The following is a 26,222-nucleotide window of genomic DNA, read 5'->3' on the forward strand; positions in this document are numbered from 1 at the left end:
GGTTGCGTCACGACCGCCACATGCGCAGCGCAGCTCTTGTATGAGATCGAAAACCCCGCCAGATACCTGCAGCCGGATGTTGTCGCGGACTTTTCAGGTGTCACGCTGACCCAGGTGGGGCCCGATCGGGTACGGATCGACGGTGCCAATGGTCACCAGCGCCCTGCTACGTTGAAGGTGACCGTGGGACACCGTGAAGGCTTTATCGGAGAAGGGCAAATTTCCTACGCGGGTCTTGGTGCTGAGGCGCGAGGTCGGCTGGCCCTGGACGTGCTGCGGCAGCGCCTGGAGAGTTCAGGCATCCATGCGCTTGATAGCCGCTATGAGCTCATCGGGGTGAATTCCATTCATGGTCAAACCTTGGCCTGCGGCTATGAGCCCTATGAAGTCCGGGCACGCGTGGCCATGCGCGTTGGAACCAGAAAAGAGGCCGAACGGGTGGCCAATGAGGTGGAGGCCATGTACCTCAACGGGCCAGCCAGTGGCGGAGGTGTCACGAAGTCGGTCCGCGAGGTGATCGCAGCGGTTTCCACGTTGGTCCCGCGCGACCTTGTTCAGACAACTGTCACAACGATGGAGCTTTAAATGCTGCTGCGAGAAATTGCCCATTCCCGTACCGGAGACAAGGGAAACCGATCGACCATTTCTGTCATTGCCTACGATCTCAAGGACTTCCCTGCGATTGAGCGCTCCGTGACGGCGGAGCGTGTGCGTGAGCTTTACGCAGACATCGTCAAAGGCGAGGTTGATCGCTACGTGGTGCCGCACCTTGGCGCTTTGAACTTCGTTTTGCACGACGCACTGGGTGGGGGGGTCACCCGATCTCTTGCGCTGGATGCGCATGGCAAGTGTCTGAGCTCCGCCATTCTCGGCATGTCCATCGAATAAGCTCGGCGTATTCAAAATAGTTTTTAACAGGAGACGTAAACATGAAGTGCAAATCGATTTTTTTCGTGGCTATGGCCAGTTTTTCTTTCGCCGTGTTCGGCCAGACCTGGCCGAACAAGCCCATCAAGGCCATCGTGCCTTTTGCTGCGGGCAGCGCCACGGACCAGATTGGGCGCGCTTTCGCGGCCAAGATGTCGGAAACGCTGGGGCAGATCATCGTGGTGGAGAACAAGGCTGGCGTCAACGGCATGCTGGGGGCCGATGCTGTCGCCAAGTCTGCACCCGACGGCTACACGATCCTGATCGGAACCAATAGCACCAACGCTGCACTCAAGAGCTTGATGAAAAAGCTCCCCTACGATCAGGATACGGCCTTCGCGCCTTTGGGATACATGGGCTCGGTGCCGCTCATCGTGGCCGTCAACAACGATGTGCCTGCCAAGACCCTGCGCGAGCTGGTCAATTTGGGCAAGACCAAGCCAGGCCATGTCACCTTTGCCAGTGCCAGTACCTCGCAACTGGTTTCCTCTGAGATGATGGCCAATATGGCGGGCATCCAGATGACCAATGTGCCTTACAAGAGCGGTCCGGCTGCCATGACCGACCTCATCGGGGGGCAAGTCATGATGTTCAGCGCCGATTTCGCCGTGACCCTGCCTCAGGTCAAGGCGGGCAAGATCCGCGGCCTGGCGGTGACATCGACCAAGCGCTCGCCCGCGATTCCGGAGCTGCCGACGGTCAACGAGGCCTTGGGACTCAAAGACTATGAGCTGATCGCCTACTTCGCCATGTTTGCGCCAGCGGGAACGCCACCCGAGATCGTTGGCAAGCTCAACCAGGCCATCAATGCCGCGGCACAGAGCAAGGACCTTCAGGAAAAGTTTGCGTCGATTGGTTTCCTGGTCGAGCCCGGAACGCCTGAAGCCCTGGCCCAACGCAGCAGCCTGGAAACGGCCAAGTGGGCCAAGGCCATCCGCGACGCCAAGATCGAGCCGCAATAAATAGTCGAATCAGGCCGCCAGACCTTGCCGGCTTGTGCTGCGTGAGCGCGGTCAGCGCGGGTGCCGGTAGATGTGATCGGGTTCGCCTTGGCTTGCGCGTGCAAACCGGCACCTGCTGGATTTTCAAAGTAAATTGCGGCCTTCACCCATGAAAAAGCGGCCAGTGCCTTCTGAAAAAGGCACTGGCCGCTGAGTTTCGGGCTAACCGGCTTTACAGCGTGTCGATAAAGCTGCGCAGCTTGTCACTGCGGCTAGGATGCTTGAGCTTGCGCAGGGCCTTGGCTTCTATCTGGCGAATCCGCTCGCGTGTCACGTCAAACTGCTTGCCGACTTCTTCCAGCGTGTGGTCGGTGGACATCTCGATGCCGAAGCGCATGCGCAGCACCTTGGCTTCGCGCGGCGTCAGGCTGTCCAGGATATCTTTGACGACATCGCGCAGGCCGGCCTGCATCGCGGCTTCCAGCGGTGCGGTGTTGGCGCCGTCCTCGATGAAGTCACCCAGGTGGGAATCGTCATCGTCGCCAATCGGTGTTTCCATGGAGATCGGCTCTTTGGCGATCTTCATGATCTTGCGGATTTTCTCCTCAGGAATTTCCATTTTTTCGGCCAGAACGCTGGCGTCGGGCTCGAAGCCGAACTCCTGCAAATGCTGGCGGCTCAATCGGTTCATCTTGTTGATGGTTTCGATCATGTGCACCGGGATGCGGATGGTGCGTGCCTGGTCGGCGATCGAGCGTGTAATCGCCTGGCGGATCCACCACGTGGCATAGGTCGAGAACTTGTAGCCGCGACGGTATTCGAACTTGTCCACCGCCTTCATCAGGCCGATGTTGCCTTCCTGGATCAGATCGAGGAACTGCAGGCCACGGTTGGTGTACTTCTTGGCAATCGAAATCACCAGGCGCAAATTGGCCTCGATCATTTCCTTCTTGGCGTCACGCGAGTTGGACTCGCCTTCGTTCATGCGCTTGTTGATGTCCTTGAGCTGGTACAGCGGCACCACCACGCGCGCCTGAAGCTCGCCCAGCTTGGTCTGCAGTTCCTGGATCGGCGGAATGTTGCGCGCCATGACGTTCGACCAGGGCTTGCCGGCAGCGACCTGTTTTTCAACCCATTTCAGGTTGAGCAGGTTGGGCGGAAAGTCCTTGATGAAGGTTTCCTGCGGCATGCCGCATTTCTCGACGATGATGCGGCGCAGTTCGCGCTCTTTCTTGCGCACATCCAGCACCTGGCCGCGCAGCAGGTCGCACAGCTTTTCAATGGTCTTGGCGGTAAAACGCACCGTCATCAGCTCATCGCTCAGGGCCTTCTGGGCCTTGACGTAAGCCGGCGTGCCGTAGCCTTCCTTCTCGTAGATCTTGCGGACCTTGTCGGACAGGACGGCGACTTTGTCAAAGCGGCTGAGCGCTTCTTTTTTGAGTTCTTCGAGCTTCTTGGTCAGGGCCTTGGAGCCGCCCTTGCCGTCGTCATCGTCGTCTTCATCGAACTCGTCGAAGTCTTCTTCGGCCACATAATCGTCGGCTTCGTTGGCCACGGTAAAACCGTCCACCACGGTGGAAATGACGACCTTGCCTTCGCGAATTTCCTCGCCCAGCCGTATGACTTCTGCAATCGTCGCGGGGCTTTCAGAGATCGCTTCCATCATGCGCATGAGGCCGCCCTCGATGCGCTTGGCAATTTCGATTTCGCCTTCGCGGGTCAGCAGCTCGACCGTGCCCATTTCACGCATGTACATGCGGACCGGGTCGGTGGTGCGGCCGAACTCGCTGTCGACGGTGGACAGCGCGGCTTCGGCTTGTTCTTCAGCTTCTTCTTCGGTCGCGACGGTTGCGCCGGTATTGTTCAGCAGCAGGGTTTCCGCGTCGGGGGCCTGCTCATAGACGGCGACGTCCATGTCGTTGAGCATGTTGACCACGACTTCGAGCGTCTCGGCATCGACCAGCTTGTCGGGCAGGTGGTCGGAAATCTCGCCGTGCGTCAGGTAGCCGCGGGTTTTACCGAGCTTGATCAGGGTTTTCAGACGCAGGCGGCGCTTGAGGATGTCCTCTTCGGACAGCACGGTCTCGTCCAGGCCGAACTCCTTCATCAAGGCGCGTTCCTTGGCCTTGCTGATTTTCATGCGCAGCGGCTTGACCTTTTCAGTCGTTTCCACGACAGGCTCTTCGGCAAACTCGGCTTCGATGTCCGACATATCCTCATCGCCCTCGACCTTGCCGGCGATTTTGGGCTTGCGGCCACGCTTGGCGCCGGCCGTGGCGGGCGCGCCATCAACCGCCGGGGCTTTGGGCGGACGGCCTGGTTTCTTTTTTGCGGGCGCAGCGAGGAGTGCGTCGGCGGCGGCGATAAGCTGGGCTTTGGTACTGGTCTTGGACGGCACGGCTGAAACTTTCTTCAAAGGGGTAGCGGATTTCGGAGGCTCTTTGCTCACCGGAGCAAGTGGGCGACTGGCTTTGATGGATATGGTGGGTTTTCCGGGTTTTTCAACCTTGATACGCTGAGGCGGCCTGCTTGGGCAGCAGCCACGAGACCTTCAGGCGTCGGAAAGGGTTTGGGTATCAATCAGTGGCCAGTCAACAAAAAACATGCCTGGCGCCCGACCGGAGTCAACGCGCGGATGGCAATGATTCAGACGTCAAAACGAGAGGTGTAAAAACAAGCCAGTCCGTACAAAAGCACCGGGCTGGTTATTTTTTAGGCAAACTGTTTGGGCGAACATTTGGTGTGCAGTCCTTGCGGGAGGTGGCCATCTCGTGTGTGAGTTCCCTTGGGGGAAGGGGGCCGTTGCCGGAGGTGCTGCTGTCGCGTTTGCCGCGGAAAATCGGATTATACCGTAAGCCGCCTGTTTCATGCGTATTTCAGGCAGGTTTTACGGTGATTTCCCGGCCGCTTTTTTGGCCCTGGATTGCTCGGTCAACTCGCGCAAACGCTGGAAGGCGGCGGGGTCGGTGGCCGCCCGGGCGGCCAGGTCGGCTTTTTCTCTTTCGAGTTGCAAATCGAGCAGTTGCGCCAGGATGCGCCGAATTTCGTCCCAGTCCGACACCACACCGTCCAGAATCTGCGCCAGCTGGGCCACCGCGTAGTGTTCGTGGGCGTGACCGCGCAGGCCTTCACGCAGGGCCGCCCAAGGCTGCGGGCCGTGCTCATGCAGTTGGTTCTCCAGCCACACGATCAGCGGACCATGCGGCGCTGGCAGCGCCAGCAGCAAATGGTGTTCTTCGGTGCTGAGCCGGTCCCAGCTTTCGGGCTCCGTCAGCAGCAGCCTGAGCACCCGGTCTTCACGGCTGGCCGGCAGGATGCGTCCGGTTGGACGGCGCGGTGCGCTGCTGGCCCCGAAGGTCCGGCGGCCAAATTTGCCTGGTTTGCCTGATGAAGCGGCCGGCGATGGTGAATAGGACGGCGATGGCGTGAAATAAGGCTCGGATGACGTGTAATCCGGCTCCCTGTTCAGGCCTGCGGGCGGGTAGTCCCCAAACTCGGGCATACCCTGGTCCAGGTCGGGGGCAAGTTCTGGCCGGAAGTCCTGGCGCGGCGGTGGCGAATGGCCATTTTTCTTGTAATAGCTTTTCCGTCCGCTTGAAGGGGGTTGCCAGAGCTGCAGCAACTCCCTGCTGTCAATCATCACCTGATCGGCAATTTCGGCCAGCAACTGTGGCTTGAGCCCGCCTTCGGGCAGTGCGCTCCACAGCGGCCTGGCATTGCTGGCCATGTGGGCGCGGCCCTCGGCGGTGTCCAGGTCGCACCCTTCGCCGGCCGCTTCGAGCAGAAAACGGCTCAGTGGCACGGCTTTACTGACATAGGCGGCAAAGCCTTCCTTGCCATGCGCGCGGATGAAGCTGTCCGGGTCGTGTTCGGCCGGCAAAAACAAAAACTTGACGGTGCGCACGTCGGTCGCAAAGGGCAGGGCGGCGTCCAGCGCCTTGCGTGCGGCGCGCCGTCCGGCGCTGTCGCCGTCAAAGCTGAACACCACGGAATCGGTGAAGCGAAACAGCTTTTGCACGTGCTCGGCCGTGCAGGCCGTGCCCAGGGTGGCCACCGCGTTGGCAAAGCCGAGTTGGGCCAGCGCCACCACGTCCATGTAGCCTTCGGTGACCAGCGCGTAACCGTGCTCGCGCAGGGCGGTGCGCGCTTCAAACAAGCCATAGAGCTCGCGGCCCTTGCTGAACACCGGGGTCTCGGGTGAGTTCAGGTATTTGGGCTTCTCGTCGCCCAGCACGCGGCCGCCAAAGCCTATGCATTCGCCTTTGACGTTACGGATGGGAAACATCACCCGGTCGCGAAACCGGTCGTAGCGCTTGGTTTCACCGGCCGCATTCTCGTCGTCAGCCTCGCCGGTGATCACCAGCCCGCTTTCAACCAGCAAGGGGTCGTTGTAGTCCGGAAAAACGCTGGCCAGGCTGCGCCAGCCCTCGGGGGCGTAGCCCAGGCCAAACGTTTTGGCGATTTCACCGGAAACGCCGCGGCGCTTGAAGTAGTCAATGGCGCGTTCTGAGGTGCGCAGGTTTTTGATATACGCCAGACCGGCCTTTTCAAGCACGCTGGTGAGCGTGGCCTGCTGCTCGCGCATCTGCGCGGCTTTGGCGCGGTCCTGCGGGGAGACGTCGTCTTCGGGCACCTGCAGACCGTATTGCTGGGCCAGGTCTTTGACGGCCTCAATAAAGGTCATGCCCGCATGGTCCATCAGAAAACTGATGGCATTGCCGTTTTTGCCGCAGCCGAAGCAGTGGTAGAACTGCTTGGACGGGCTGACGCTGAAGGAGGGGGATTTTTCGCCATGAAACGGGCACAGGCCCATGAAGTTGGCGCCGCCTTTTTTGAGCTGCACGTAGCGGCCGACGATGTCGACCACGTCGGCGCGCGCTAACAGCTCCTGGATAAATGATTGGGGAATGGCCACGGTTGTATTGTCCCCTACGTCCCAGGTTGCCAGGCGCTGGCGCCCATTTTGGCGCCTGACCTAAACTGCAGGGTTGTTGCTCGCGCCATGGCGTGGGCCCTGCCTGACGGCCTGATCAGTCGCCCATTACCAGGCCTTCGCGACGGGGGTCGGCGCCGCCGAAGAAACCCCCGGGCGTTTTCTGGAGCGCCTGCAGGCCGCTGGTCAGGGGCACTTCGCGTACTTCGGCGCCGCGTGCCCGCAGGGCTTGAACCGTCGCCGGGGCGAAGCGTTTTTCTTCCAGCAGGCTGGGGGCGCCCGTCGCGCCAAAGTTGGGCAGGTCGATTGCCTGCTGGGCGTTCAGGCCCCAGTTGAGCACGCCGTACAGCGTTTTGGCGGTGTAGTGAATGATCATCGCGCCGCCCGGGCTGCCGCCGCTCATGACGAGCTGGCCGGTGGCCTTGTCAAAGACCAGTGTCGGCGCCATTGACGAACGCGGGCGCTTGCCGGGCTGCACGCGATTGGCCACCGGCTGGCCGTTGGCCCCGTTGGGCGCAAAGCTGAAGTCGCTCAGTTCGTTGTTCAGCAAAAATCCGCCGGCCTTGCCGGTGCCGCCATCGGTCATCAGGCGCGCGCCAAAGGCGTCTTCAATCGTCGTGGTCATGGCAATCGCGTTGCCAAAGGCGTCGATGATGCTGATGTGCGAGGTGCCGTATTCGGGCTGCTCGGCCATCGGTGCATAAGCCGTTTTGACCAGACCGGGCACGCCGGGCTGGGCGGTCTTCATGCTGGGGCCGTTGACATCAATCAGCTTTGCGCGCGAGCCAAGGTAGCCGGGGTCCAGCAAGCGCATCCAGCTGCCGCCGGGCGGCTGCACAAAGTCAGGGTCAGCGATGTATTGGGCGCGGTCGGCAAAGGCCAGCCGCGACGCCTCGGTGTACAGGTGCAGCCAGTCGGCCGATGGCGTCGGGGCCGTGGTGCCCGGAACGCCGACCATGCCCGTCACCAGCGCAAGCGTGGCGGCAGGGGTGTTGTTCATGATTCCCAGGATTTGCCCGACAGCAATCGCGCCCGAGCTGGGCGGCGGCATGCCGCACAGGCGATAGTCCTTGCCCCTGGCGCTGTAGTCGGTGCAGAGCGGATCACGCTTTTTGGCCTGGTACTGCGCGAGGTCGCTCAGTGCGAGCTGGCCCGGGTTGGTGGGGTGGCCCTGCACTTTGGTGACGATGGCCTGCGCGACCGGGCCTGTCAGCAGCGCACGGGCGCCCTGGCTGGCGATCTGGCGCAGCACGTCGGCCAGGGCCGGGTTGCGCAGTGTGCTGCCGGCGTCCACGGGCGTGCCGTCGGGCTTGTAGAAATAGGCGGCGGCAACCGGGTCATTCTTGAGGTACTTCTCATCCTTGAGCAGCGTGTTGAGCCGCGCGCTGACCTTGAAGCCGCCTTCGGCCAGCGCAATAGCGGGCACAAAGAGCTGGGCCCACGGCAGCTTGCCGTGCTGCCGGTGCGCCATTTCCAGCATGCGCACGGTGCCGGGCGCGCCGACCGAACGGCCGCCGACAACGGCGTCATAAAACGGCATCGGCTTGCCGTCAGCGCCGATGAAAAGTTGTTCATTGACCGCAGCGGGTGCGGTTTCGCGGCCATCAAAGGCTTCCACCGTGCGGCCACGGGCATGCAGCAAGAACGCACCGCCGCCAATGCCGCTGGATTGAGGTTCCACGAGCGCAAGCACCATCTGCACAGCAACAGCGGCATCCATGGCGGAGCCGCCGGCTTTCAGTACCTGGTAGCCCGCGTCGGTCGCCAGCGGGTTGGCCGCCGCGACGGCAAACCGGGTCGTGGCCCAGCCCGGTTTGGGGCTGTAGCCCGACGAGCCTTCAGGCTGCGCCGGGGCGCTGTAGCTGAAGGGTTTGACCGGGCCTGAAGGCGCGAAAAGGCCAGCGCAGCCCGCCAGCCAGGCCACGACGGCGGTGGATGCGGCGATGCGGGGGAGCGTGCGGTTCATGCGATCTCTTCCTGAAAAGGGGGGCGCGGACGGGCCAGCTTCCAGTATCACATGAACGCGGTAGTGCAACAATTTTTATCAGTCTTTTATGGCTTTAGCCTAATAAGCTAAAGCGTTAGTAGCTATTAAAAAGAGAGTAAAAAAGCCCCGGCTGTAACGGTCGGGGCTTGGTTCTGACGACCCTGACAGGCCCTGCAGTTTTTAGCGCGGTGCCAGGCGAATCGCGCCGTCAAGGCGGATCACTTCGCCGTTGAGCATGTCGTTTTCAATGATGTGTTTGGCCAGCTTGGCGTAGTCCTGCGGCGTACCCAGGCGCGAAGGGAAGGGCACGCTGGCGGCCAGCGAGTCCTGCACGTCCTGGGGCATGCCAAACATCATGGGCGTGCCAAAAATGCCGGGGGCGATCGTCATGTTGCGGATGCCGTTGCGCGCCAGATCGCGGGCAATCGGCAGCGTCATGCCGACAATGCCGCCCTTGGATGCGCTGTAGGCGGCCTGGCCCATCTGGCCGTCGTAGGCCGCCACCGAAGCGGTGGAAATCAGCACGCCGCGCTCGCCGGTGGCTTCAGGCTCATTCTTGCTCATGGCCTCGGCCGCCAGGCGGATCATGTTGAAGCTGCCCACCAGGTTGACGGTGATGGTTTTTGTGAACGTGGCCAGCGTGTGCGCGCCGCTTTTGCCCACGGTTTTTTCAGCGGGTGCAATGCCCGCGCAATTGACCAGGCCCATCAGCTTGCCCATGGACACGGCTTTGGCCACCACGGCCTGGCCGTCGGTTTCCTGGCTCACGTCGCACTTGACGAAAGCGGCCTTGCCTTCGCCCAGTTCCTTGGCAATGGCTTCGCCTTTTTCGGCCTGCATGTCGGCAATCACCACTTGGGCGCCATGGGCGACCAGCATGCGCGCCGTGCCTTCACCCAGACCTGATGCGCCGCCGGTGACGATAAATACTTTGCCTGCGATGTCCATGGGGTTGTTCCTTGAGAGTGAGGGGTTGAGAAAACTGAAAAACGAAACCGTTTGACGTTTACGTTAACGTCAATCTTGGCATCAATTATGGCCCATGAAAAAAGCCCGGCCATTTTTCAATGGCCGGGCTTGATGCCAAGTTGGCGGGATTACTTGAAACCCACGCGATCGAGCATCTGCTGAACTTTCAGCTGGTTGTTGGCCACGGCGCTGATGGGAATGGTTTCCGATTTGAAGCTGCCGCCCGTCATGGCCTGCAGGGCCGGGTTGGTGACCTTCAGGTTGGGCACGGCGGGCCACTCGTTATTGCCGTTCGCAAAGTAGTTTTGCGCGTCCGGGCTGGCCAGGTATTCCATGAACTTGATGGCGTTGGCGGTGTTCCTGGCGTTCTTGGCAACGGCGGCGCCTGCAATGTTCACGTGGGTGCCCCAGGTGTCCTGGTTGGGGAACACCACGCCAATGCGCTCCACCACGGCCTTGTCCTCAGGTTTGTCGGAACGCATGAGGCGCGCCAGGTAGTAGCTGTTGGTGATCGCAATGCCGCATTCACCGCTGGCCACGCCCTTGATCTGGTCGGTGTCGCCGCCCTTGGGCGCGCGCGCCATGTTGGCGACCATGCCCTTGAGCCACTGCTCGGTCTTGGCTTCGCCCAAGTGCTCGGTCACGGCGCCAAACAGCGAGAGGTTGTAAGGATGGGCGCCGGAGCGGGTGCACAGCAGTCCCTTGTTTTTCGGGTCGGCCAGTTCCTCGTAAGTATCGACATCGGCTTTTTTGACCTTCAGCTTGTCGTACACCACGATACGGGCGCGCGTCGAAAAGCCAAACCAGGTCGTGCCTTCGGCGGTTTCTTTGGCGCGCAGCTTGGCCGGAATGGCCGCTTCGAGCACGGCCGACTTGATCGGTTTGAACAGCCCATCGGCATCACCTTTGCCGAGGCGGGCCGCATCGACGAGCAAAATCACGTCGGCGGGAGACGCCGCGCCTTCGGCTTTGAGGCGTGCCAGGATACCCGCGTCATCGGAATCCACGCGGTTAACCTTGATGCCGGTGGACTTGGTGAAGTCTGCGTACAAGGCTTCGTCGGTCTGGTAGTGGCGTGCAGAATACAGGTTGACCGTCTGTTCCTGGGCGCTGGCAAGACCGGCGCAACCCATGGCGCCGATAAGGGTGGCGCTGGCCAGCGCAAGGCGGGTAAGTGAAGGAGCTTTTTTGAACATGGTGATCGCGATTCCTGAGGGTTGGAAAATATGAGTTTAATACAAATGCGAATAGTTCGCAATAGCTTTAAGGTGAACAAATTTTCGCGTCACGGGGCGCCTGAAAACTTGGCGTGGGGCGGTGGTCTGCGCATGCGTTTGCTGCGCCTGGGGATGTTGCTGGTCTTGCCCGCGGTCCTGCTGGCCGGCTGTTCCAGTACGCCGGTCGTCAAGCTGCCGCCGGTAGCCATCGAAAAAATCGACGTGCCTGCCAGGAAGCCTCTGAGAATCGGCTTGGCGCTGGGCGGCGGTGCGGCGCGCGGATTTGCCCATGTCGGCGTCATAGCCGTGCTCGAAGAAGCGGGCTTCAGGCCCCAGGTGGTCGTTGGAACCTCGGCGGGCAGCCTGGTGGCCGCGATTTACGCCAGCGGCAAGACCAGCGCCCAGCTGCAGCAGACGGCGCTCACGATGGAAGAAGTTGCGATTACCGACTGGATGCTGCCCATTTTTGGCCGGGGCATGTTTCGCGGCGATGCCTTGGCCCGCTATGTCAACCAGCTGGTGGCTGGCCGCCTGATGGAGAACATGGCGATTCCGCTGGGCATTGTGGCGACAGACCTGAACAGCGGCCAGGCGGTGCTGTTCCAGCGCGGCGACACCGGCGCTGCGGTGCGTGCGTCCAGCGCCGTGCCGGCGGTGTTTGTGCCCGTCAAGATCAATGGCCGCGAGTATGTCGATGGCGGGCTGGTGTCGCCGGTGCCGGTGCGTTTTGCCCGGCAGATGGGCGCTGAGCTGGTGATTGCGGTGGACATTTCCAGCCCGCCCGAAGGCAACCCGGCGGGCGATACGCTGCAGATTTTGCTGCAGACCTTTGCCATCATGGGTAAAAGCATCAATCAGTACGAGCTGAAAGAGGCCGATGTGGTGGTCCGGCCTTCACTCGCTGGGCTCAAGAGCGCTGATTTTTCGTCCCGTCAGCGCGCCATCGACGCTGGCCGGACGGCCATGCTCGCGGCGCTGCCCGCGCTCAAGGCCAAGCTGCAAACCGGGGTCGCGCTGGCTCCTTAGCTGTGTTCGCCAGGCGCTTCATTTTTAATAGCGGATAGCGCCCGTCGTTATTAGGCTAGAGTGTTATTTTGCCAAAAAAAAGCCCGATCCTGCGATCGGGCTTCAAGCGGGTCCGTGAAACTGAATTTCTGGAAGGACCCGAGGAGACAACTGGTTTGAACTCCTGTTCAGTCAAACAGGGTTTTGCTGGAAGGCTCCAAACACGCTGGCGTTTGCGCTGTCAAGGCGTTGCGGTCCAGCCGGCAACGCCGCAGCGCAAGGCGCTCGTTGTTTTTGATTAACGCTTTTTAGCGACGGTCTTGGAGGCGTTCACTGCGGAAGCGGACACCGTGTTGAAGTTGGTTTCGGCCATGTCGCTGGCTTGCTTGACAGCTTTTTGCACGGATTCGAACGCGTTGTTGGCGGCAGCCACGGCGCTTTTCATCACGGCCACTGCGGCTTCCGACCCGGCAGGTGCGTTCTTGGAAGCGCTGTCAACCAGGCCTTCAATTTTCTTTTGGGTTTCAGCAGCCTGGCCTTCAAAGGTCTTGCCCAGCTCAGCACCGGCAGCCGAAGTGATCTCATACAGGTGACGGCTGTAAGCTGCGGTTTTTTCAGCCAGCGGCTGGACCAGGCTGGCTTGCAGTGCCAGCAGTTCTTGCGCGTCTTTCACGCCCATCGCGGCTTGTGCGTTGTTGGCGGTTTCGGCCAGGGCTGCTTTGGTGGCTTGCACGTTCAGTTCGACCAATTTTTCAACGCCTTCAAAGGCTTTTTGGGTCAGACCAAACAGGGTTTCGATGTTGGCTTTGTGGGAGGCCATGATTTGTTCAGCGGTCAGCATAATTAATATCTCCAATAGGGTGTTAACAATAAATAGTTGCTTTGCGCTGAATTGCTGCACTGCAACATGACTCAAGTATAGGGAAGACCCGGGCCATTGCAAGCAATTTTTTGCGCGCCTGCACTACTTTAGACACGGCGCCCTAGTTTGGATTGCACCTCTTGGAGGGTTGCCAGTTCTGAACACGCTGGCTTTGCCGTTCAGTCCACAATCGGTCCAGGGCCGATTTTTGGGTGATCTCTTTTCAGGTTGCGTCCCCTTGCACGCTTTTTATGCTGACAACTTTGTTTTGCCGCTGCCACCCGGGCACCGCTTTCCCATGGGCAAGTACAAACTGCTCCGGGACCGCGTGGTGAATGAATTGTCCGAGGTGCGGATGCACCAGGCGCCGGCCGCCAGCGACGGCGAACTGGCGCTGGTGCACACGCCCGCTTATATAGACGCCATCACGCACGGCACGCTGCCAGCGCCAGCCCAGCGCGACATCGGATTTCCGTGGAGTCCGGGCATGGCTGAACGCGCCCGCCGTTCGGCCGGCGCGACGGTGGCCGCAGCCCGGCTGGCCCTTGGGCTGGGAGGCGCGTCGCAGCCTGGGGGCATTGCGGCCAACATGGCGGGGGGCACGCACCATGCCTATGCCCACAAGGGCGGCGGTTTCTGTGTGTTCAATGACGCCGCCATTGCGGCCCGGCTGATGCAGGCGGAATGGGCCAGGGCGCATCGAAATGAGCGAAAACCGTTGCAGGTTGCCGTGATCGATCTGGATGTACACCAGGGCAACGGCACGGCCAGCATCTTTGCGCACGACCCTACGGTGTTCACGCTGTCAATGCACGGGCAAAAGAACTTTCCGTTTCGCAAGGAGGCCAGCGACCTCGACGTGGAGCTGCCCGACGGCTGCCTGGATGCGCCTTATTTACAGGCGCTGGAGCACGCACTCGATGAGCTGGCGCGTCGCTTTGAACCCGGACTGGTGCTGTTTCTGGCGGGCGCCGACCCTTTTGAAGGCGACCGCCTGGGACGGCTTGCCTTGAGCTTCGACGGCCTGGAAGCGCGCGACCGCCGCGTCTTTGACTGGGCCTGGCAGCGCCGCATCCCGCTGGCTTTTTCGATGGCGGGCGGCTACGGCGTGAACATTGATGACACCGTGCAGGTGCAGATGAACACCTGCCGGGTGGCGCTGGCGTACTGGCGGCGCTGGAGTGCTTGAGGGTCCCCACGGGCTGGCAAAATAGCTTCTCATGATTTCATCCAAGCGCCCCCAAGCCGAGCCACGCAGCGCCTATAAGGTGTTTCGCGACATCGGCACCCGCTGGTCCGACAACGATGTGTACGGGCACATCAACAATGTTGTGTACTACAGCTGGTTCGATACCGCCGTCAATGGCCTGTTGATTGAGCGCGGCGCGCTGGACATTCATGCGGGCGGCGTGATTGGCCTGGTGGTGGAAACCCAGTGCAACTATTTTGCGCCGCTGTCTTTTCCCGAGCCGGTGGTCGCGGGCATTCGCGTGGCGCATGTCGGCTCGTCCAGCGTGCGCTATGAGGTGGCGTTGTTTCCGCAAGATGAAGCGCAGCCGTGCGCGGCCAAAGGCCATTTCGTCCATGTCTATGTTGACCGCGCCACGCGCCGGCCCGCACCCTTGCCGCCGCAATTAATTTCTGTACTGGAGACTCTGACGTGAACCACGCCCTTTCCGCACTTGCCGCTGACGCCTTTGACAGTGATGCGGCCAATGTCGTCGACTGGGCCATAGAGAGCCGCCAGTCGATGCGCGAATTTCTGCCCACGCCCGTGCCTCGGCCCACCATCGCCCGCCTGCTGGAACTCGCCAGCCGCGCCCCCTCGGGCACTAACACCCAGCCATGGAAAGTCTATGTGCTGCAGGGCGCCAGCCGGGACACGCTGGTCGACAAGGTTTGCCAGGCGCATGACGCCGTGCGCGACAACCCGGCGCTGGCGGCTGAATACAAAGAAGAATACGACTACTACCCCGAAAAATGGGTGTCGCCCTATATTGACCGGCGCCGCGAAAACGGCTGGGGCCTGTACGGCCTGCTCGGCATCACCAAGGGCGACAAGGACAAGATGCATGCGCAGCACCAGCGCAACTTCCGGTTTTTCGATGCGCCGGTGGGCCTGATGTTCACGCTGGACCGCGTGATGGGGCGCGGCTCGCTGCTCGATTACGGCATGTTTCTGCAGAACATCATGGTCGCGGCGCGCGGTCATGGCCTGCATACCTGCCCGCAGGCAGCATGGAACGGTTTTTCCAACATCATCCTGCCGCACATCGGCGCGGGCGAGGACGAGATGCTGGTCTGCGGCATGGCGCTGGGCTATGCCGATGAAACGGCGCGGGTCAACACCTTTCGCACGCCGCGCGTGCCGGCTGAAGAGTTCACGACCTGGCTGGACTGAGCGCGCTAGCCGGGGATTGAGCGCATGACGTTTTCCGTGGTCCAGCTGCTTGGCGGACTGTCGTATGCCACCACGCTGTTCCTGATGGCGGCGGGGCTGACGCTGATTTTTGGCGTGACGCGCATCGTCAATTTTGCCCATGGCAGTTTTTTCATGCTGGGCGCGCTGTTCACGGCGCACTGGGTCACGAACTGGTTTCCGGCCTGGGGGGAGAGTGCGCCACTCTACTTGGCTGCTATGCTTTTGGGAGCTGCTTGCGCCGGACTGGCAGGCGCTGTAGTCGAATTCTTGTTGCTAAGACGTATGGCGGGCGCGCCCGAGCTGTACCAGTTGGTGGCCACCTTTGGCCTGAGCCTGGCGATGCATGACGCGATGCAGTGGTTTTTTGGGCCGGGCGAGGTGTTTGCGCCGCGTTTTCCGGGGCTCAAGGGCGCGGTCCAAATCGGCGACGAGTTCTTTCCTGTCTACCAGCTGGTGATGATTGCGCTGGGGCCGCTGGTCTGGGGCGGGCTGCACCTGTTGCTGCGGCGCTCGCTGTTTGGCCAGCGCCTGCGCGCCGCCACGCAAGACCGCGCCATGCTGGCGGCGCTGGGCGTCAACCCCAGGCCGCTGATGCTGGGCGCCGTGGTGCTGGGCTGCGCGCTGGCCGGGCTGGGCGGTGCCCTGCAATTGCCGCGCGAGCCTGCGCATCTGCAGATGGACAGCAACGTGATTGTGGAAACCTTTGTGGTGGTGGTGATGGGCGGGCTGGGCAGCATTGGCGGCGCGTTCGTGGCGGCCCTGCTGATTGGCCTGGTCCATGCGTTTGGCATCAGCGTGTTTCCGCAGGCCACGCTGGTGATTGTATTTTTGACCATGGCGGTGGTGTTGGTGTTTCGCCCGCAGGGACTCCATGGTTTGTCGGCCGCCGCGCATGAGCTGGGCGGCGGCGTGCGCGAGGCGGCGCAGAAGTTTCGGGGTCTCGCGCTGGGGCGTTTCTGGCGGTCTGCACTTGCCCTGGGCTTGGTGCTGCTGGCCAGCCTGGCCTGGTGGGGCGGGCCGTACTGGCAAACGCTGGCTGCCGACGCGCTGATTTTGATGATCTTCGGCATCAGCCTGCAGGCCATGATGGCGCTGGGCGGCCTGGTGAGTTTTGGCCATGCCGCTTTTTTTGCGCTGGGTGGCTATGGGGCCGCGCTGTCGCACAGCCTGTGGGGCGCGTCGCTGCCGGTGGCGCTGGCGGCCGGGTGCGGCGCGGCGCTGGCGGTGGCGGCCGTGTTTGGCGCCGCGGTGGTGAGGAGCAGCGGCGTGTACCTGGCCATGTTGTCGCTGGCGCTGGCGCAGGTGATCTGGGCCACCGCCACCCAGTGGGTCGACCTCACGGGCGGGGACAACGGCCTGATTGGACTGGTGCTGGTCAGCGACGAGGGCCGGCCGCTCTTTTATGCGCTGCTGGTGGCCTTGGCGCTGTTGTCGGTGGCGGCGCTGCGGCGTTTGGGCCGCTCGGTCATGGGTGCCGCGCTGCAGGCCGGGCGTGATGCGCCCTTGCGCGCCGCCGCGTCGGGATTGAGCGTAGGCTGGCTCAAATACCGCATCTTTGTGGAAAGCGCCGTGCTGGCCGGCTTGGCGGGCGGCCTTTTTGCCGCGCACAAGGGGGCGGTGTTTCCGTCGCTCGCAGCGGTCGCCACGTCGGTAGACGCCTTGCTGGTGGTGTTGCTGGGCGGCGTGCATCAGCTCTGGGGCGCCGTGGTGGGCAGCGTGGTGCTGAGTTACGCCGGCGCTGAACTGGGCCGCGAAGTCACTTACTGGCGCGGCCTGCTGGGCGTGTTCATCATGCTGATCATGGTGGCATCGCCGTCGGGCCTGCTGAGTCTGGGCGGTTTGCTGGCCCGCCTGGGTCGGCGCCGGCTGCGCGCCGACCGTGTAGTCGAGGGCGCGCGCTGATGCTGCAGGTACAACAACTGGTCAAGCACTTCGGCGGCATCCGGGCGGTCGATGGCGTGAGTTTTGACGTCTCGGCCGGCGAGTGCGTGGCCTTGATCGGGCCCAACGGCGCCGGCAAGTCGACCACGTTTGCCTGCATTGCCGGCCAGTATGTCCCCACGGCCGGTCACATCGCCTGGCATGGTCAGGTGCTGGACAAGCTGGCCCCGGCCGCCCGCTTGCGGCACGGCGTGGCGCGCACGTTCCAGGTGGCACAGGTCTTTGAGGCCCTGACAGTGCTACAAAATGTGCAGCTGGCTGCGCAAGCCAGGCTTGGGCTGCAGGCCATTTCTGCTTTAAATATACTCGACGGGCAGTCACGCGAGCTGGCCTTTGCGCTGCTCGAACAAACCGGCTTGCAAGCACTGGCCGGGCAGGATGCGCTGAGCCTGCCCTACGGCGCCAAAAAACGGCTGGAGCTGGCCGTGGCGCTGGCCGCCCGCCCGCAGCTGTTGCTGCTCGATGAGCCGGCTGCCGGCCTGGCCGAGCCCGAGCGCGTCAGCCTGATGCAACTGGTGAAAAATCTTGCAGGGCAGGGCATGGCCGTGCTCTACACCGAGCACAACATGGACGCGGTGGCGGGCGTCGCCGACCGCGTGCTGGTACTGATCGAAGGCCGGCTCGCCGCGCAGGGATCATTCGATGAGATCGCGCGTGACGGCACGGTGCGCCGGCTGTACCTGGGTGACGGGTTGGTCGAAGGGGCCGAGCATGCTTGAAGTCGACAAGCTCAGCGCCTTTTATGGCCCGGCGCAGGCCTTGTTCGAGGTGTCGCTGCAGGTCAGGCCCGGTGAGCTGGTCGTGCTGCAGGGGCTCAACGGCGCGGGAAAGTCCACGCTGCTCAAGGCCTTGATGGGCCTGGAAGTGCGCACCGAAGGCGGCATACGCTATCAGTCGACCTCCGGCCCCGTGGCCATTGAGCGCTGGGAGACGCACCGGCGGGCCCAGGCCGGTCTGGGTTACGTGGCCGAAGACCGGCGGCTGTTTACCGGCCTGACGGTGCGCGAAAACCTGCACGTTGCCGCCGGGCGCGATGCCCGGGCGCGGGAGGCCCGGGTGCTCGATTTGTTCCCGCTCCTCAAGAAGTTGCTCAAGCGGCCGGCCGCGCAGATGAGCGGTGGCGAGCAGCAAATGCTGGCGATTGCCCGCACGCTGATGACAGGCCCGCGCATTTTGCTGCTCGATGAACCCTGCGAAGGGATTGCGCCGGTGCTGGTCGAATCGATCCGCGATGCGTTGCTGGCGCTCAAGCAGGGCGGCATGGCCCTGCTGGTGGCCGAGCAAAACCGTTTGTTCGCAGCCCGTGCCGACCGTGTGCTGCTGCTGGTTGCGGGTAAAGTCAGGGGTTCATGAAAAAGACCTCTCACCCGTCGAGCCAGTTCTTTTTTGTTTTATTTTTTGATTTTTTCATAAGGACATTGCCATGACCCTCACCACCACGCCATCAGGACTGCAATACGAAGACACCGTTCTGGGCACAGGCGCCATAGCCAAGGCCGGCCAACAGGTCAAGGTGCATTACACCGGCTGGCTCTACAACGACGGCGTGCAGGGCGCCAAGTTCGACTCCAGCAAAGACCGTGGCCAGCCGTTCCAGTTTTCACTCGGCGCGGGCCAGGTCATTCGCGGCTGGGACGAGGGCGTGCAGGGCATGTCGGTGGGCGGTACGCGCCGCCTGGTCATTCCGGCCGAACTCGGCTACGGCGCACGCGGCGCTGGTGGTGTGATTCCGCCAAACGCCACCTTGCTGTTTGAAGTGGATTTTCTGGGCACCTGAGTTGAAGCGGGCTCCCTTGGCGGGGCCATCACTTGACGCACCACCGCACCAAGGGGCTTTTGGCCTTCTCCATGATCATCACCAGCCTGCTCGACACCGACCTGTACAAATTCACCATGATGCAGGTGGTGTTGCACCAGTTTCCGGGTGCGGAAGTGGAGTACCAGTTCAAGTGCCGCAACGCGGGCGCCCCCGGAATTTCGGATCTGGCGCCCTATGTCAACGAGATTCGCGAAGAAATCCGTGGGCTGTGCCGCCTCCAGTTTCAGGATGACGAGCTGGCCTACCTGAAGGCCATGCGCTTCATCAAGAGTGATTTTGTGGATTTTCTGGGCCTGTTCCGGCTCAATGAAAAATATGTCAGCGTCACGGCCCTGCCCTCGGGAGAGATCGAGGTCTCGATCAAAGGGCCATGGCTGCACACCATCCTGTTTGAAATCCCTATCCTGGCCATCATCAACGAGGTCTACTTTCGCAGCACGCAAAAGCAGCCCGACATCACCGAAGGCCGCCAACGTCTGGATACCAAGATCCGGCAGCTGCATGTCAGAGGCCTCGGAGAACTCAGGATCGCCGACTATGGCACGCGCCGGCGTTTTGGCAAGGTTTGGCACGAGGAGGTGCTGCACACGCTGGCGAAGCGCCTGGGCACAGGGAGCACAGGGCAATTTGCGGGCACCAGCAACGTGCTGTTTGCCATGACGCTGGGCCTGACGCCGCTGGGCACCATGGCGCACGAGTACCTGCAGGCCTGCCAGGCGCTGGGGCCAAGGCTGCGCGACAGCCAGGTGTTTGGTTTCGAGTCGTGGGCCAAAGAGTACCGGGGCGACCTGGGCATTGCGCTGTCTGACGTGTACGGCATGAGCGCCTTCCTGCGCGATTTTGACCTGTACTTTTGCAAGCTGTTTGACGGCGCCCGTCATGACAGCGGCGACCCGTTTCAGTGGGGTGAGCGCATGCTGGCGCATTACGCAAAAAACCGCGTCGATCCGAAAACCAAGACGCTGATCTTCAGCGACGCGCTCACGATTCCCCGCACCATCGAGCTTTACCAGCAATTCAAGGCGCGTTGCCACCTGGCCTTTGGCATCGGCACCAACCTGACCAACGACCTGGGTTACGAGCCGCTGCAGATCGTGATCAAGATGGTGCGCTGCAACGGCCAGCCGGTAGCCAAACTGTCCGACACGCCGTCCAAGAACATGTGCGATGACGAGAAATACATGGCCTACCTGCGTCAGGTTTTTGACGTCCCTTCAGCCCACTGATTTACCCGTTCGATAATGGTGGGCCGCGTCACACTGGAGAAATGAATGAAAGCTTTCCGTTGGACAGCGGGATTGATGCTGCTGTCACTCTGCCCTGGCCTGTCGTTTGCGGCTGAGTTGCAGGGTAGTGAACTCTCGATGCTGTGGGGCGTTCCCTTTGCGGGCTTGCTGTTGTCGATTGCCCTTTTGCCCCTGCTGGCGCCATTCTTCTGGCACCATCATTTTGGCAAGGTGTCGGCCGCATGGTCGCTGGCTTTCCTGCTGCCTTTCGCCATGATTTATGGCCCCGGCCTGGCCGGCATCAGCTTCATGCATGCGCTGCTGGCCGAATACATTCCGTTCATTTTTCTGCTCACTGCACTGTTTACCGTGGCGGGCGGCATTCACATCCGTGGCAACCTGCATGGCGGCCCGGGGCTGAATACAGCCATCCTGGCCACCGGCGCGGTACTGGCCAGTTTCATGGGCACCACCGGCGCATCAATGCTGCTGATCCGCCCGCTGATCCGGGCCAACGACAACCGGGCGCACAAGGCCCATGTGGTGGTGTTCTTTATCTTTATCGTGTCGAACGCCGGCGGCTCGCTGACGCCGCTGGGCGATCCGCCGCTGTTCCTGGGATTCTTGAAGGGGGTGGATTTTTTCTGGACCGTGCGCCATATCTTTCCGGAGACGCTGTTTCTGGTGGGCTCTTTGCTGGGTATTTTTTATGCGCTTGACATGTGGTTCTACCGCCAGCGCGAAGAAGTCGCGCCGCTGGACCCGACACCCGACACCGGGCGCATCGGTTTTGACGGCGCCGCCAACTTCTGGCTGCTGGGCGCTATTGCCGGGCTGGTGCTGCTCAGCGGTTTCTGGAAGTCGCCCGTGGTGTTCAGCATTGCCGGCACTGATGTCGGCCTGCCGGGCCTGGTGCGCGATGCCGGGCTGGTCGCCATCACCTTGCTGTCGCTAAAAATAACGGCTGCCAAGGTCCATGCCGACAACCAGTTTTCCTGGGGGCCGATGGCCGAGGTGGCCAAGTTGTTTGCGGGTATTTTTCTCACCATCATTCCGGTCATTGCGATGCTCAAGGCCGGCGCCAGCGGGCCGTTCGGCGCGGTGGTATCGAGCGTGACCCGGCCCGACGGCTCGCCCGATCCGGCCATGTATTTCTGGGCCGCCGGCGCGCTCAGCTCGTTCCTTGACAATGCGCCCACCTACCTGGTGTTCTTCAACACCGCTGGCGGCGACCCGCAGGCCATGATGACCACTTTTGCGTCCACGCTGGCGGCCATTTCAGCCGGCGCCGTGTTCATGGGGGCCAACACCTATATCGGCAATGCCCCCAACCTGATGGTCAAGGCCATTGCCGAAGACCGCGACGTGAAAATGCCAAGCTTTTTTGGCTACATGCTGTGGTCGGGTGCGGTGTTGATCCCGCTCTTCATCATCATGACTTTCATCTGGTTCCAATAAACAAAGCAGACCTATCCATGAGCAAGCCCAAAATCCTGATCGCCCGCGCTGTTTTCCCCGAGGTGCTGGCCCGCCTCGAACAATATTTCGAGGTCGAGTCCAACCAGGCCGACGAGACCTGGTCCAAGGCCGAGCTGGCTGAGCGGCTGCGTGACAAAGCGGGCGCATTCACCACGGGGGGTGACCGCATTGATGCCGGGGTGCTCGCTGTCTGCCCCGGCTTGAAAATCTGCGCCAACATGGCCGTGGGCTACAACAATTTTGACATTGACGCCATGACGGCAGCCGGTGTGCTGGCCACCAATGCGCCCGACGTGCTGACCGAAACCACCGCTGATTTCGGCTTTGCCTTGATGATGGCCACCGCCCGCCGCATTACCGAGAGCGAACACTATCTGCGCGCTGGTCAATGGACCAAGTGGAGTTACGACATGTTTGCGGGCTCTGACATTCACGGCGCGACGCTGGGCATTTTGGGCATGGGCCGCATCGGCCAGGGCATTGCCAAACGGGGCGCGCTCGGGTTCGGCATGAAGGTGATTTACCACAACCGATCCCGCCTGGATGCAGCGCTGGAGGCCGAATGCCAGGCGCGCTATGTCGGCAAGGAAGAGTTGCTCAGGACGGCCGACCATCTGGTGCTGGTGCTGCCTTATTCGCCAGCGTCCCATCACACGATTGGCGCGGCCGAACTGGCGCTGATGAAACCCACCGCCACGCTGGTCAATATTGCGCGTGGCGGCATTGTGGACGATGCCGCGCTGGCCGCAGCGCTGAAGGACAAGCGGATTGCGGCCGCCGGGCTGGACGTGTTTGAAGGCGAACCCATGGTTCATCCTGGTCTGCTGGCCGTGCCCAATGTGGTGCTGACCCCCCATATCGCCAGCGCCACGATTCCGACGCGCCTGGCCATGGCCAACCTGGCGGCCGACAACCTGATCCAGTTCCTCACGCAAAACAAGCCCCTCACGCCGCTGAACCCCGAGGTGCTGGCGAACCGGTAGGATGTTTGCCGGTTGATTATCCTGTGTCAAACCAATGTCCAACGTAGTTACCCCTGTTGGCAGTCCAAAGTGGGATGGCACATACGAGCCGGCCTCTTTCTTGCACTGTCGGCGGGCTTCCCAAACTCATCGATGGGGCAGGACGTCGGCTATCGGGTTCAGCTTGCGCCAGCGCGCCTGAAGGGTACCCAGCCCACACCATGACGGCCCACTCGGGCAGCGCTCGGTACAAGAGGCGCCCGCGGTGCTGGTGATTGCCGCCGACTACCAGCGCACGACGCAGAAGTATGGGAACAGGGCCCAGCGCTATGTGCCCATCGAGGTGGGCCATGCCGCGCAGAGCGTGTACCCTTCGCTGCGCAGCAACAGTCCCAGCCAGAGCGGCGTCTGCCCTTCGGTCATGACTGGTTCTGGTGGAGTTCAGGCATCAAGTGTGGTCTCCGCCAGACTGGCTGTCATCGCTTTGCGCGCCGCATCGCGCAGTTCGAGCGCGTGGTCCCAGCCCGGGCCCGCCGGTGGGATCGGCTCACCGATCGTCACGCGAACATCGCCGCGCTGCGGCAGCCAGGCCTGGTCGCGCAGCAGCGAGCGGGTACCGTTCAGCGTCACCGGCACCAGCGGCGTTCCCGTCTCGGCGGCGATCACGAAGGCACCGAGCTTGAAGGGCTGCAGGCCGCTGGCACGCCGGAGCGTGCCTTCGGGGAAGAACACCATCGATTCCCCCGCACGCACACGCGCCTCGAGCGCGCGCGTGTCTTCGATCCCTTGCGTCGCATCGAAGCGCTCGACGAAAGCGATGCCCAGCCGCCGCAGCGCCCGCCCGATCAGCGGTACGTTGGCCAGCTCGCGCTTGGCGGCGAAGGAGAACTCCGCCGGCAGCACCGCACCCAGCAGGATGGAATCGACATAGCTGGCGTGGTTGGCCACCACAATGAGCGGCCGGCCCGGGGGCAAACGGTCCAGCCCCTCCATCCGCACGGGCAAGCCGGTGAGGCGGATCGCCCCGAGCGTGAGCGCGCGCGCCGCGCGCCGGCGCCGGGCCAAGCCCGGTACCACCAGCACCGCACACAAAGCCACGGTGGCGAGTGCGCAGAACACGGCCCAGGCCCACAGGCCCCAGGCCAGGCGGCCACCCGAGCGCCACGCGCGGCGGGCCCGCGCCGCCGCGGCCGTGGCCGCCAGCGCGGCCCATTGCCGCCATGGCGCACGTTGCGTCACGCCGAGCCGGCCCTGCTCGTAGAGTTCGCGGCAGGCGGCGCGGCGGGTCTTGCCGCTGGACGTCTTCAGCACCGAGCGTGGCGGCGCCAGCACCACGTCGTCGGCCGGTGCGCCCAGCAGCGTGGCCGACAGCGCGGTGATGGCCTGGATGAGCTGCCGGCGCTGCTCGGGCTCGGTGACCTTGGTCTCAGCGAGCACCACCAACCGTTCGGTGCCGCTGCGTGGGTCGCTCGCCGCGAACACCGCCACGCCCCCCTTGCGGATGCCGGCGATATCGGCCACGGCGGTTTCGAGTTCCTGCGGGTGAATGTTGAAGCCGCCGCGGATGATGATGTCCTTCTCGCGCCCGGTCAGAAACAACTCGCCGGCCGCCATGTAGCCGAGGTCGCCGGTGTTGAGCCAGGCACCGTCGAACAGGCCTTGATTGGCCGCCGGGTTGTTCAGGTAGCCCTGCGTGCTGGACGGGCCGCGGAACTGCACCCGCCCCTGCGCGCGCTCGGGCAACTCGCGCCCGCCAGCGTCGATCACGCGCATCTCGTGGCCGGGCAGCGGCAAGCCGCAGGAGACGATGCGCAGTGGCTGCGCATCGTCGGGTCGCGCCGCTGCCGCCACGCCATCGCGGGCGAGCGTGGCCCGATCGACGCGGTCGATCCACGGGCCGCGGCCCACTGGCGGAAAGGCCAGGCCGACCGAGCTCTCGGCCAGGCCGTACACCGGCGTCAGCGCCTCGCGTTTGAGGCCGCAGGGCGCGAAGCGCGCCGCGAAGCGCTCCAGCGTGTCGGGGCTCACCGGTTCGGCGCCATTGAATGCCAGCCGCCAGCTCGACAAGTCCAGCCTGGCGAGATCGGCGTCGCTGAGCTTGGCCAGGCACAACTCATAGGCAAAGTTGGGCGCCGCCGAGACCGTGCCGCGGTGCCGGTGAATCGTCTCCAGCCAGCGCGCCGGCCGGGCGAGAAACGCCAGCGGCGACATCAGCACCAGATGAAAGCCCAGGTACAGCGCGCCCAGGCAGGCGCCGATCAGGCCCATGTCGTGGTACAGCGGCAGCCAGGAGACGAAGGTGTCGGTGCTGCTGACCTTGGAGGCGCGCCACATCGCGCGCAGGTTGGCCAGCAGGTTGGCGTGGGTCAGGATCACGCCCTTGGGGTCGCCGGTGCTGCCCGAGGTGTATTGCAGGAACGCGACGTCCGATGCGGCAAGTTCTGCAGGCACTGCCGGTGAATCGGCCAGCGACAGATCAGCCACCGTGCTGACCGTCTGCAGGGTTTCGACCTGCGCCCGCAGCAAGTGGGCCAGTGGCTTGGCGCGTTCGACCGTCACCAGCACGCGTGTCTGCGCATTGCGCATGATGCCGGTGATGCGCTTGAGGTGGTCTTCAAGCTGCGAGGGTCGCGCCGGCGGGTACAGCGGCACCGGCACCGCGCCCGCGACCAGCGCGCCGAAGAACGCGGCAAAGAACTCGCGCCCGGTCGGCAGCATGATGGCCACCCTGTCGCCCCGGTCCAGCCCGAGCGCGCGCAAGCCCGCGGCCAGCGCGAGGGCATCACGGTGCAGGTCGGCGTAGCTCAGGTCAACGGGCTGGTCGCCGTTCTCGTACAGCGTGATCAGCACCCGATCCGGATGCCGTTGCAGGTGCCATTCGAACACCGCCACCAGCGTCTGCACGGCATCCGGCGGATACGGCTCCGGCGCCGTGTCCGCAACCGGGGGTTGTTGCGTGCTGCGCGGTTCGACGGGACCCGCCGTGTCGGCTGCACGCCCACCGGTACGCGTGATGAAGCGCAGCAGGTCGCGCGGCGTCTCGGCTTCGGTGAGCGCGGCCTCGCCCAGCGCGAGGCCGAGATCGCGGTCGACGCGCGCGATCAGTTCGACGCGGGCCAGACTGTCCAGACCGTAGTCGCGCTCGAGCGAGTGGTCCAGGCCCAGCGTGGCGGCGAGCCGCGCCTGCGGCCGCAGCTCGTCAGACACACAGCGCACCGTCGCCAGCAAGCGCGGCAGCAGCGATTCCAGGTCCGGCGCAGGGGACAACCCCGTGTGCTCAATGGAGCGCAGATCGTCTTGCCGCGGTCGAGGTTCGCTCATCGCCAGTGGTGCTCCATTCGGCGCCCGGTACGCGCCATTTCAGGCCGGACGGCCACTCACTCTCGTGAGTTATTCTGCAATTTAACACCAACGCCATGGCCGCTGCGACGCGCTGGCCGCCAGCGACCTGCGCACCGGCGGCTGGCGGCCGACTCTGGCGCTTGATACGCGGTTCCCCTGTTGGGACCGTGGTCCTGGCGCGCAGGGGGAT

21 protein-coding genes are annotated in these 26,222 nt (G+C 63.0%); 14 read left to right on the plus strand and 7 right to left on the minus strand.

Annotation, left to right across the window (positions count from 1 at the left end; genetic code table 11):
* The 3 genes from Q8K05_RS08225 to Q8K05_RS08235 form a co-directional block, all read left to right on the plus strand.
* A partial coding sequence (locus Q8K05_RS08225; protein WP_305246153.1) for an acyclic terpene utilization AtuA family protein occupies nt 1–585 on the plus strand: 585 nt, incomplete at its 5' end.
* Nucleotides 586–888 (plus strand): hypothetical protein, encoded by a 303-nt coding sequence (locus Q8K05_RS08230; protein ID WP_305246154.1) that lies wholly within the window; start codon nt 586–588, stop codon nt 886–888.
* A gap of 41 nt (nt 889–929) precedes the next feature.
* A complete protein-coding gene (locus Q8K05_RS08235; RefSeq protein WP_305246155.1) occupies nt 930–1,889 on the plus strand; it encodes a tripartite tricarboxylate transporter substrate binding protein in 960 nt (319 codons plus the stop codon).
* 211 nt (nt 1,890–2,100) lie between these two features.
* On the opposite strand, the gene rpoD is transcribed toward Q8K05_RS08235, so the two are convergent.
* The 5 genes from rpoD to Q8K05_RS08260 form a co-directional block, all read right to left on the minus strand.
* The gene (gene rpoD / locus Q8K05_RS08240) at nt 2,101–4,317 is read right to left on the minus strand and encodes an RNA polymerase sigma factor RpoD (protein ID WP_370868803.1); all 2,217 of its coding nucleotides are present in this window, start codon (nt 4,315–4,317) and stop codon (nt 2,101–2,103) included.
* A gap of 438 nt (nt 4,318–4,755) precedes the next feature.
* Nucleotides 4,756–6,783, minus strand: coding sequence for a DNA primase (dnaG, locus tag Q8K05_RS08245; protein WP_305246156.1), 2,028 nt, complete (start codon nt 6,781–6,783; stop codon nt 4,756–4,758).
* A gap of 115 nt (nt 6,784–6,898) precedes the next feature.
* Nucleotides 6,899–8,767 carry a gamma-glutamyltransferase family protein gene (locus Q8K05_RS08250; protein WP_305246157.1) on the minus strand — a complete coding sequence of 623 codons (1,869 nt, stop codon included), beginning with the start codon at nt 8,765–8,767 and terminating at the stop codon, nt 6,899–6,901.
* A 201-nt stretch (nt 8,768–8,968) separates the two neighbouring features.
* Nucleotides 8,969–9,736 (minus strand): 3-hydroxyacyl-CoA dehydrogenase, encoded by a 768-nt coding sequence (locus Q8K05_RS08255; RefSeq protein ID WP_305246158.1) that lies wholly within the window; start codon nt 9,734–9,736, stop codon nt 8,969–8,971.
* A 149-nt stretch (nt 9,737–9,885) separates the two neighbouring features.
* The gene (locus Q8K05_RS08260; RefSeq protein WP_370868804.1) at nt 9,886–10,953 is read right to left on the minus strand and encodes an extracellular solute-binding protein; all 1,068 of its coding nucleotides are present in this window, start codon (nt 10,951–10,953) and stop codon (nt 9,886–9,888) included.
* A 132-nt stretch (nt 10,954–11,085) separates the two neighbouring features.
* On the opposite strand from Q8K05_RS08260, the gene Q8K05_RS08265 reads away from it, so the two are divergent.
* A complete protein-coding gene (locus Q8K05_RS08265; RefSeq protein WP_305246159.1) occupies nt 11,086–12,000 on the plus strand; it encodes a patatin-like phospholipase family protein in 915 nt (304 codons plus the stop codon).
* 277 nt (nt 12,001–12,277) lie between these two features.
* Here the strand turns inward: Q8K05_RS08265 and Q8K05_RS08270 are convergent, their stop codons facing one another.
* Nucleotides 12,278–12,823 carry a phasin family protein gene (locus Q8K05_RS08270; RefSeq protein WP_305246178.1) on the minus strand — a complete coding sequence of 182 codons (546 nt, stop codon included), beginning with the start codon at nt 12,821–12,823 and terminating at the stop codon, nt 12,278–12,280.
* 256 nt (nt 12,824–13,079) lie between these two features.
* Between Q8K05_RS08270 and Q8K05_RS08275 the strand changes: the two genes are divergently transcribed.
* The 10 genes from Q8K05_RS08275 to Q8K05_RS08320 all read left to right on the plus strand — a co-directional run bounded on the left by Q8K05_RS08275 (nt 13,080) and on the right by Q8K05_RS08320 (nt 22,711).
* Complete coding sequence (locus Q8K05_RS08275; RefSeq protein WP_305246160.1) at nt 13,080–14,030, plus strand: histone deacetylase; 951 nt, start codon at nt 13,080–13,082, stop codon at nt 14,028–14,030.
* Between the two features lie 31 nt (nt 14,031–14,061).
* On the plus strand, nt 14,062–14,505 hold the full coding sequence (locus Q8K05_RS08280; RefSeq protein WP_305246161.1) for a thioesterase family protein: 444 nt from the start codon (nt 14,062–14,064) through the stop codon (nt 14,503–14,505).
* Nucleotides 14,502–15,242: a nitroreductase gene (locus Q8K05_RS08285; protein WP_305246162.1), complete on the plus strand. Its 741-nt coding sequence runs from the start codon at nt 14,502–14,504 to the stop codon at nt 15,240–15,242. Before Q8K05_RS08280 ends, Q8K05_RS08285 begins: the two co-directional genes overlap by 4 nt.
* A 24-nt stretch (nt 15,243–15,266) precedes the next feature.
* Nucleotides 15,267–17,165, plus strand: coding sequence for an ABC transporter permease (locus Q8K05_RS08290; protein ID WP_305246163.1), 1,899 nt, complete (start codon nt 15,267–15,269; stop codon nt 17,163–17,165).
* On the plus strand, nt 17,165–17,923 hold the full coding sequence (locus Q8K05_RS08295) for an ABC transporter ATP-binding protein (RefSeq protein ID WP_305246164.1): 759 nt from the start codon (nt 17,165–17,167) through the stop codon (nt 17,921–17,923). Before Q8K05_RS08290 ends, Q8K05_RS08295 begins: the two co-directional genes overlap by 1 nt.
* On the plus strand, nt 17,916–18,557 hold the full coding sequence (locus Q8K05_RS08300; protein ID WP_305246165.1) for an ABC transporter ATP-binding protein: 642 nt from the start codon (nt 17,916–17,918) through the stop codon (nt 18,555–18,557). Before Q8K05_RS08295 ends, Q8K05_RS08300 begins: the two co-directional genes overlap by 8 nt.
* Before the next feature lie 70 nt (nt 18,558–18,627).
* Nucleotides 18,628–18,981 carry an FKBP-type peptidyl-prolyl cis-trans isomerase gene (locus Q8K05_RS08305; protein ID WP_305246166.1) on the plus strand — a complete coding sequence of 118 codons (354 nt, stop codon included), beginning with the start codon at nt 18,628–18,630 and terminating at the stop codon, nt 18,979–18,981.
* Nucleotides 18,982–19,052: 71 nt separating this feature from the next.
* Complete coding sequence (gene pncB, locus Q8K05_RS08310; RefSeq protein ID WP_305246167.1) at nt 19,053–20,249, plus strand: nicotinate phosphoribosyltransferase; 1,197 nt, start codon at nt 19,053–19,055, stop codon at nt 20,247–20,249.
* Between the two features lie 45 nt (nt 20,250–20,294).
* A complete protein-coding gene (locus Q8K05_RS08315; RefSeq protein WP_305246168.1) occupies nt 20,295–21,707 on the plus strand; it encodes a sodium:proton antiporter in 1,413 nt (470 codons plus the stop codon).
* 17 nt (nt 21,708–21,724) lie between these two features.
* Nucleotides 21,725–22,711 (plus strand): D-glycerate dehydrogenase, encoded by a 987-nt coding sequence (locus Q8K05_RS08320; RefSeq protein WP_305246169.1) that lies wholly within the window; start codon nt 21,725–21,727, stop codon nt 22,709–22,711.
* 420 nt (nt 22,712–23,131) lie between these two features.
* Here the strand turns inward: Q8K05_RS08320 and Q8K05_RS08325 are convergent, their stop codons facing one another.
* Nucleotides 23,132–26,011 carry an AMP-binding protein gene (locus Q8K05_RS08325; protein WP_305246170.1) on the minus strand — a complete coding sequence of 960 codons (2,880 nt, stop codon included), beginning with the start codon at nt 26,009–26,011 and terminating at the stop codon, nt 23,132–23,134.
* Nucleotides 26,012–26,222 lie beyond the last annotated feature (211 nt).

The organism is Polaromonas sp. (assembly GCF_030682935.1).
Lineage (GTDB): Bacteria > Pseudomonadota > Gammaproteobacteria > Burkholderiales > Burkholderiaceae_C > Polaromonas.

Coding starts and splice junctions, on each gene's coding strand:
- Q8K05_RS08295 (WP_305246164.1), top strand. CDS start 17,165: ATGCTGCAGGTACAACAACTGGTCAAGCACTTCGGCGGCATCCGGGCG.
- Q8K05_RS08260 (WP_370868804.1), bottom strand. CDS start 10,953: ATGTTCAAAAAAGCTCCTTCACTTACCCGCCTTGCGCTGGCCAGCGCC.
- Q8K05_RS08265 (WP_305246159.1), top strand. CDS start 11,086: ATGCGTTTGCTGCGCCTGGGGATGTTGCTGGTCTTGCCCGCGGTCCTG.
- Q8K05_RS08315 (WP_305246168.1), top strand. CDS start 20,295: ATGAAAGCTTTCCGTTGGACAGCGGGATTGATGCTGCTGTCACTCTGC.
- Q8K05_RS08255 (WP_305246158.1), bottom strand. CDS start 9,736: ATGGACATCGCAGGCAAAGTATTTATCGTCACCGGCGGCGCATCAGGT.
- Q8K05_RS08290 (WP_305246163.1), top strand. CDS start 15,267: ATGACGTTTTCCGTGGTCCAGCTGCTTGGCGGACTGTCGTATGCCACC.
- Q8K05_RS08320 (WP_305246169.1), top strand. CDS start 21,725: ATGAGCAAGCCCAAAATCCTGATCGCCCGCGCTGTTTTCCCCGAGGTG.
- Q8K05_RS08305 (WP_305246166.1), top strand. CDS start 18,628: ATGACCCTCACCACCACGCCATCAGGACTGCAATACGAAGACACCGTT.
- Q8K05_RS08235 (WP_305246155.1), top strand. CDS start 930: ATGAAGTGCAAATCGATTTTTTTCGTGGCTATGGCCAGTTTTTCTTTC.
- Q8K05_RS08230 (WP_305246154.1), top strand. CDS start 586: ATGCTGCTGCGAGAAATTGCCCATTCCCGTACCGGAGACAAGGGAAAC.
- Q8K05_RS08325 (WP_305246170.1), bottom strand. CDS start 26,011: ATGAGCGAACCTCGACCGCGGCAAGACGATCTGCGCTCCATTGAGCAC.
- pncB (WP_305246167.1), top strand. CDS start 19,053: ATGATCATCACCAGCCTGCTCGACACCGACCTGTACAAATTCACCATG.
- Q8K05_RS08280 (WP_305246161.1), top strand. CDS start 14,062: ATGATTTCATCCAAGCGCCCCCAAGCCGAGCCACGCAGCGCCTATAAG.
- Q8K05_RS08250 (WP_305246157.1), bottom strand. CDS start 8,767: ATGAACCGCACGCTCCCCCGCATCGCCGCATCCACCGCCGTCGTGGCC.
- Q8K05_RS08300 (WP_305246165.1), top strand. CDS start 17,916: ATGCTTGAAGTCGACAAGCTCAGCGCCTTTTATGGCCCGGCGCAGGCC.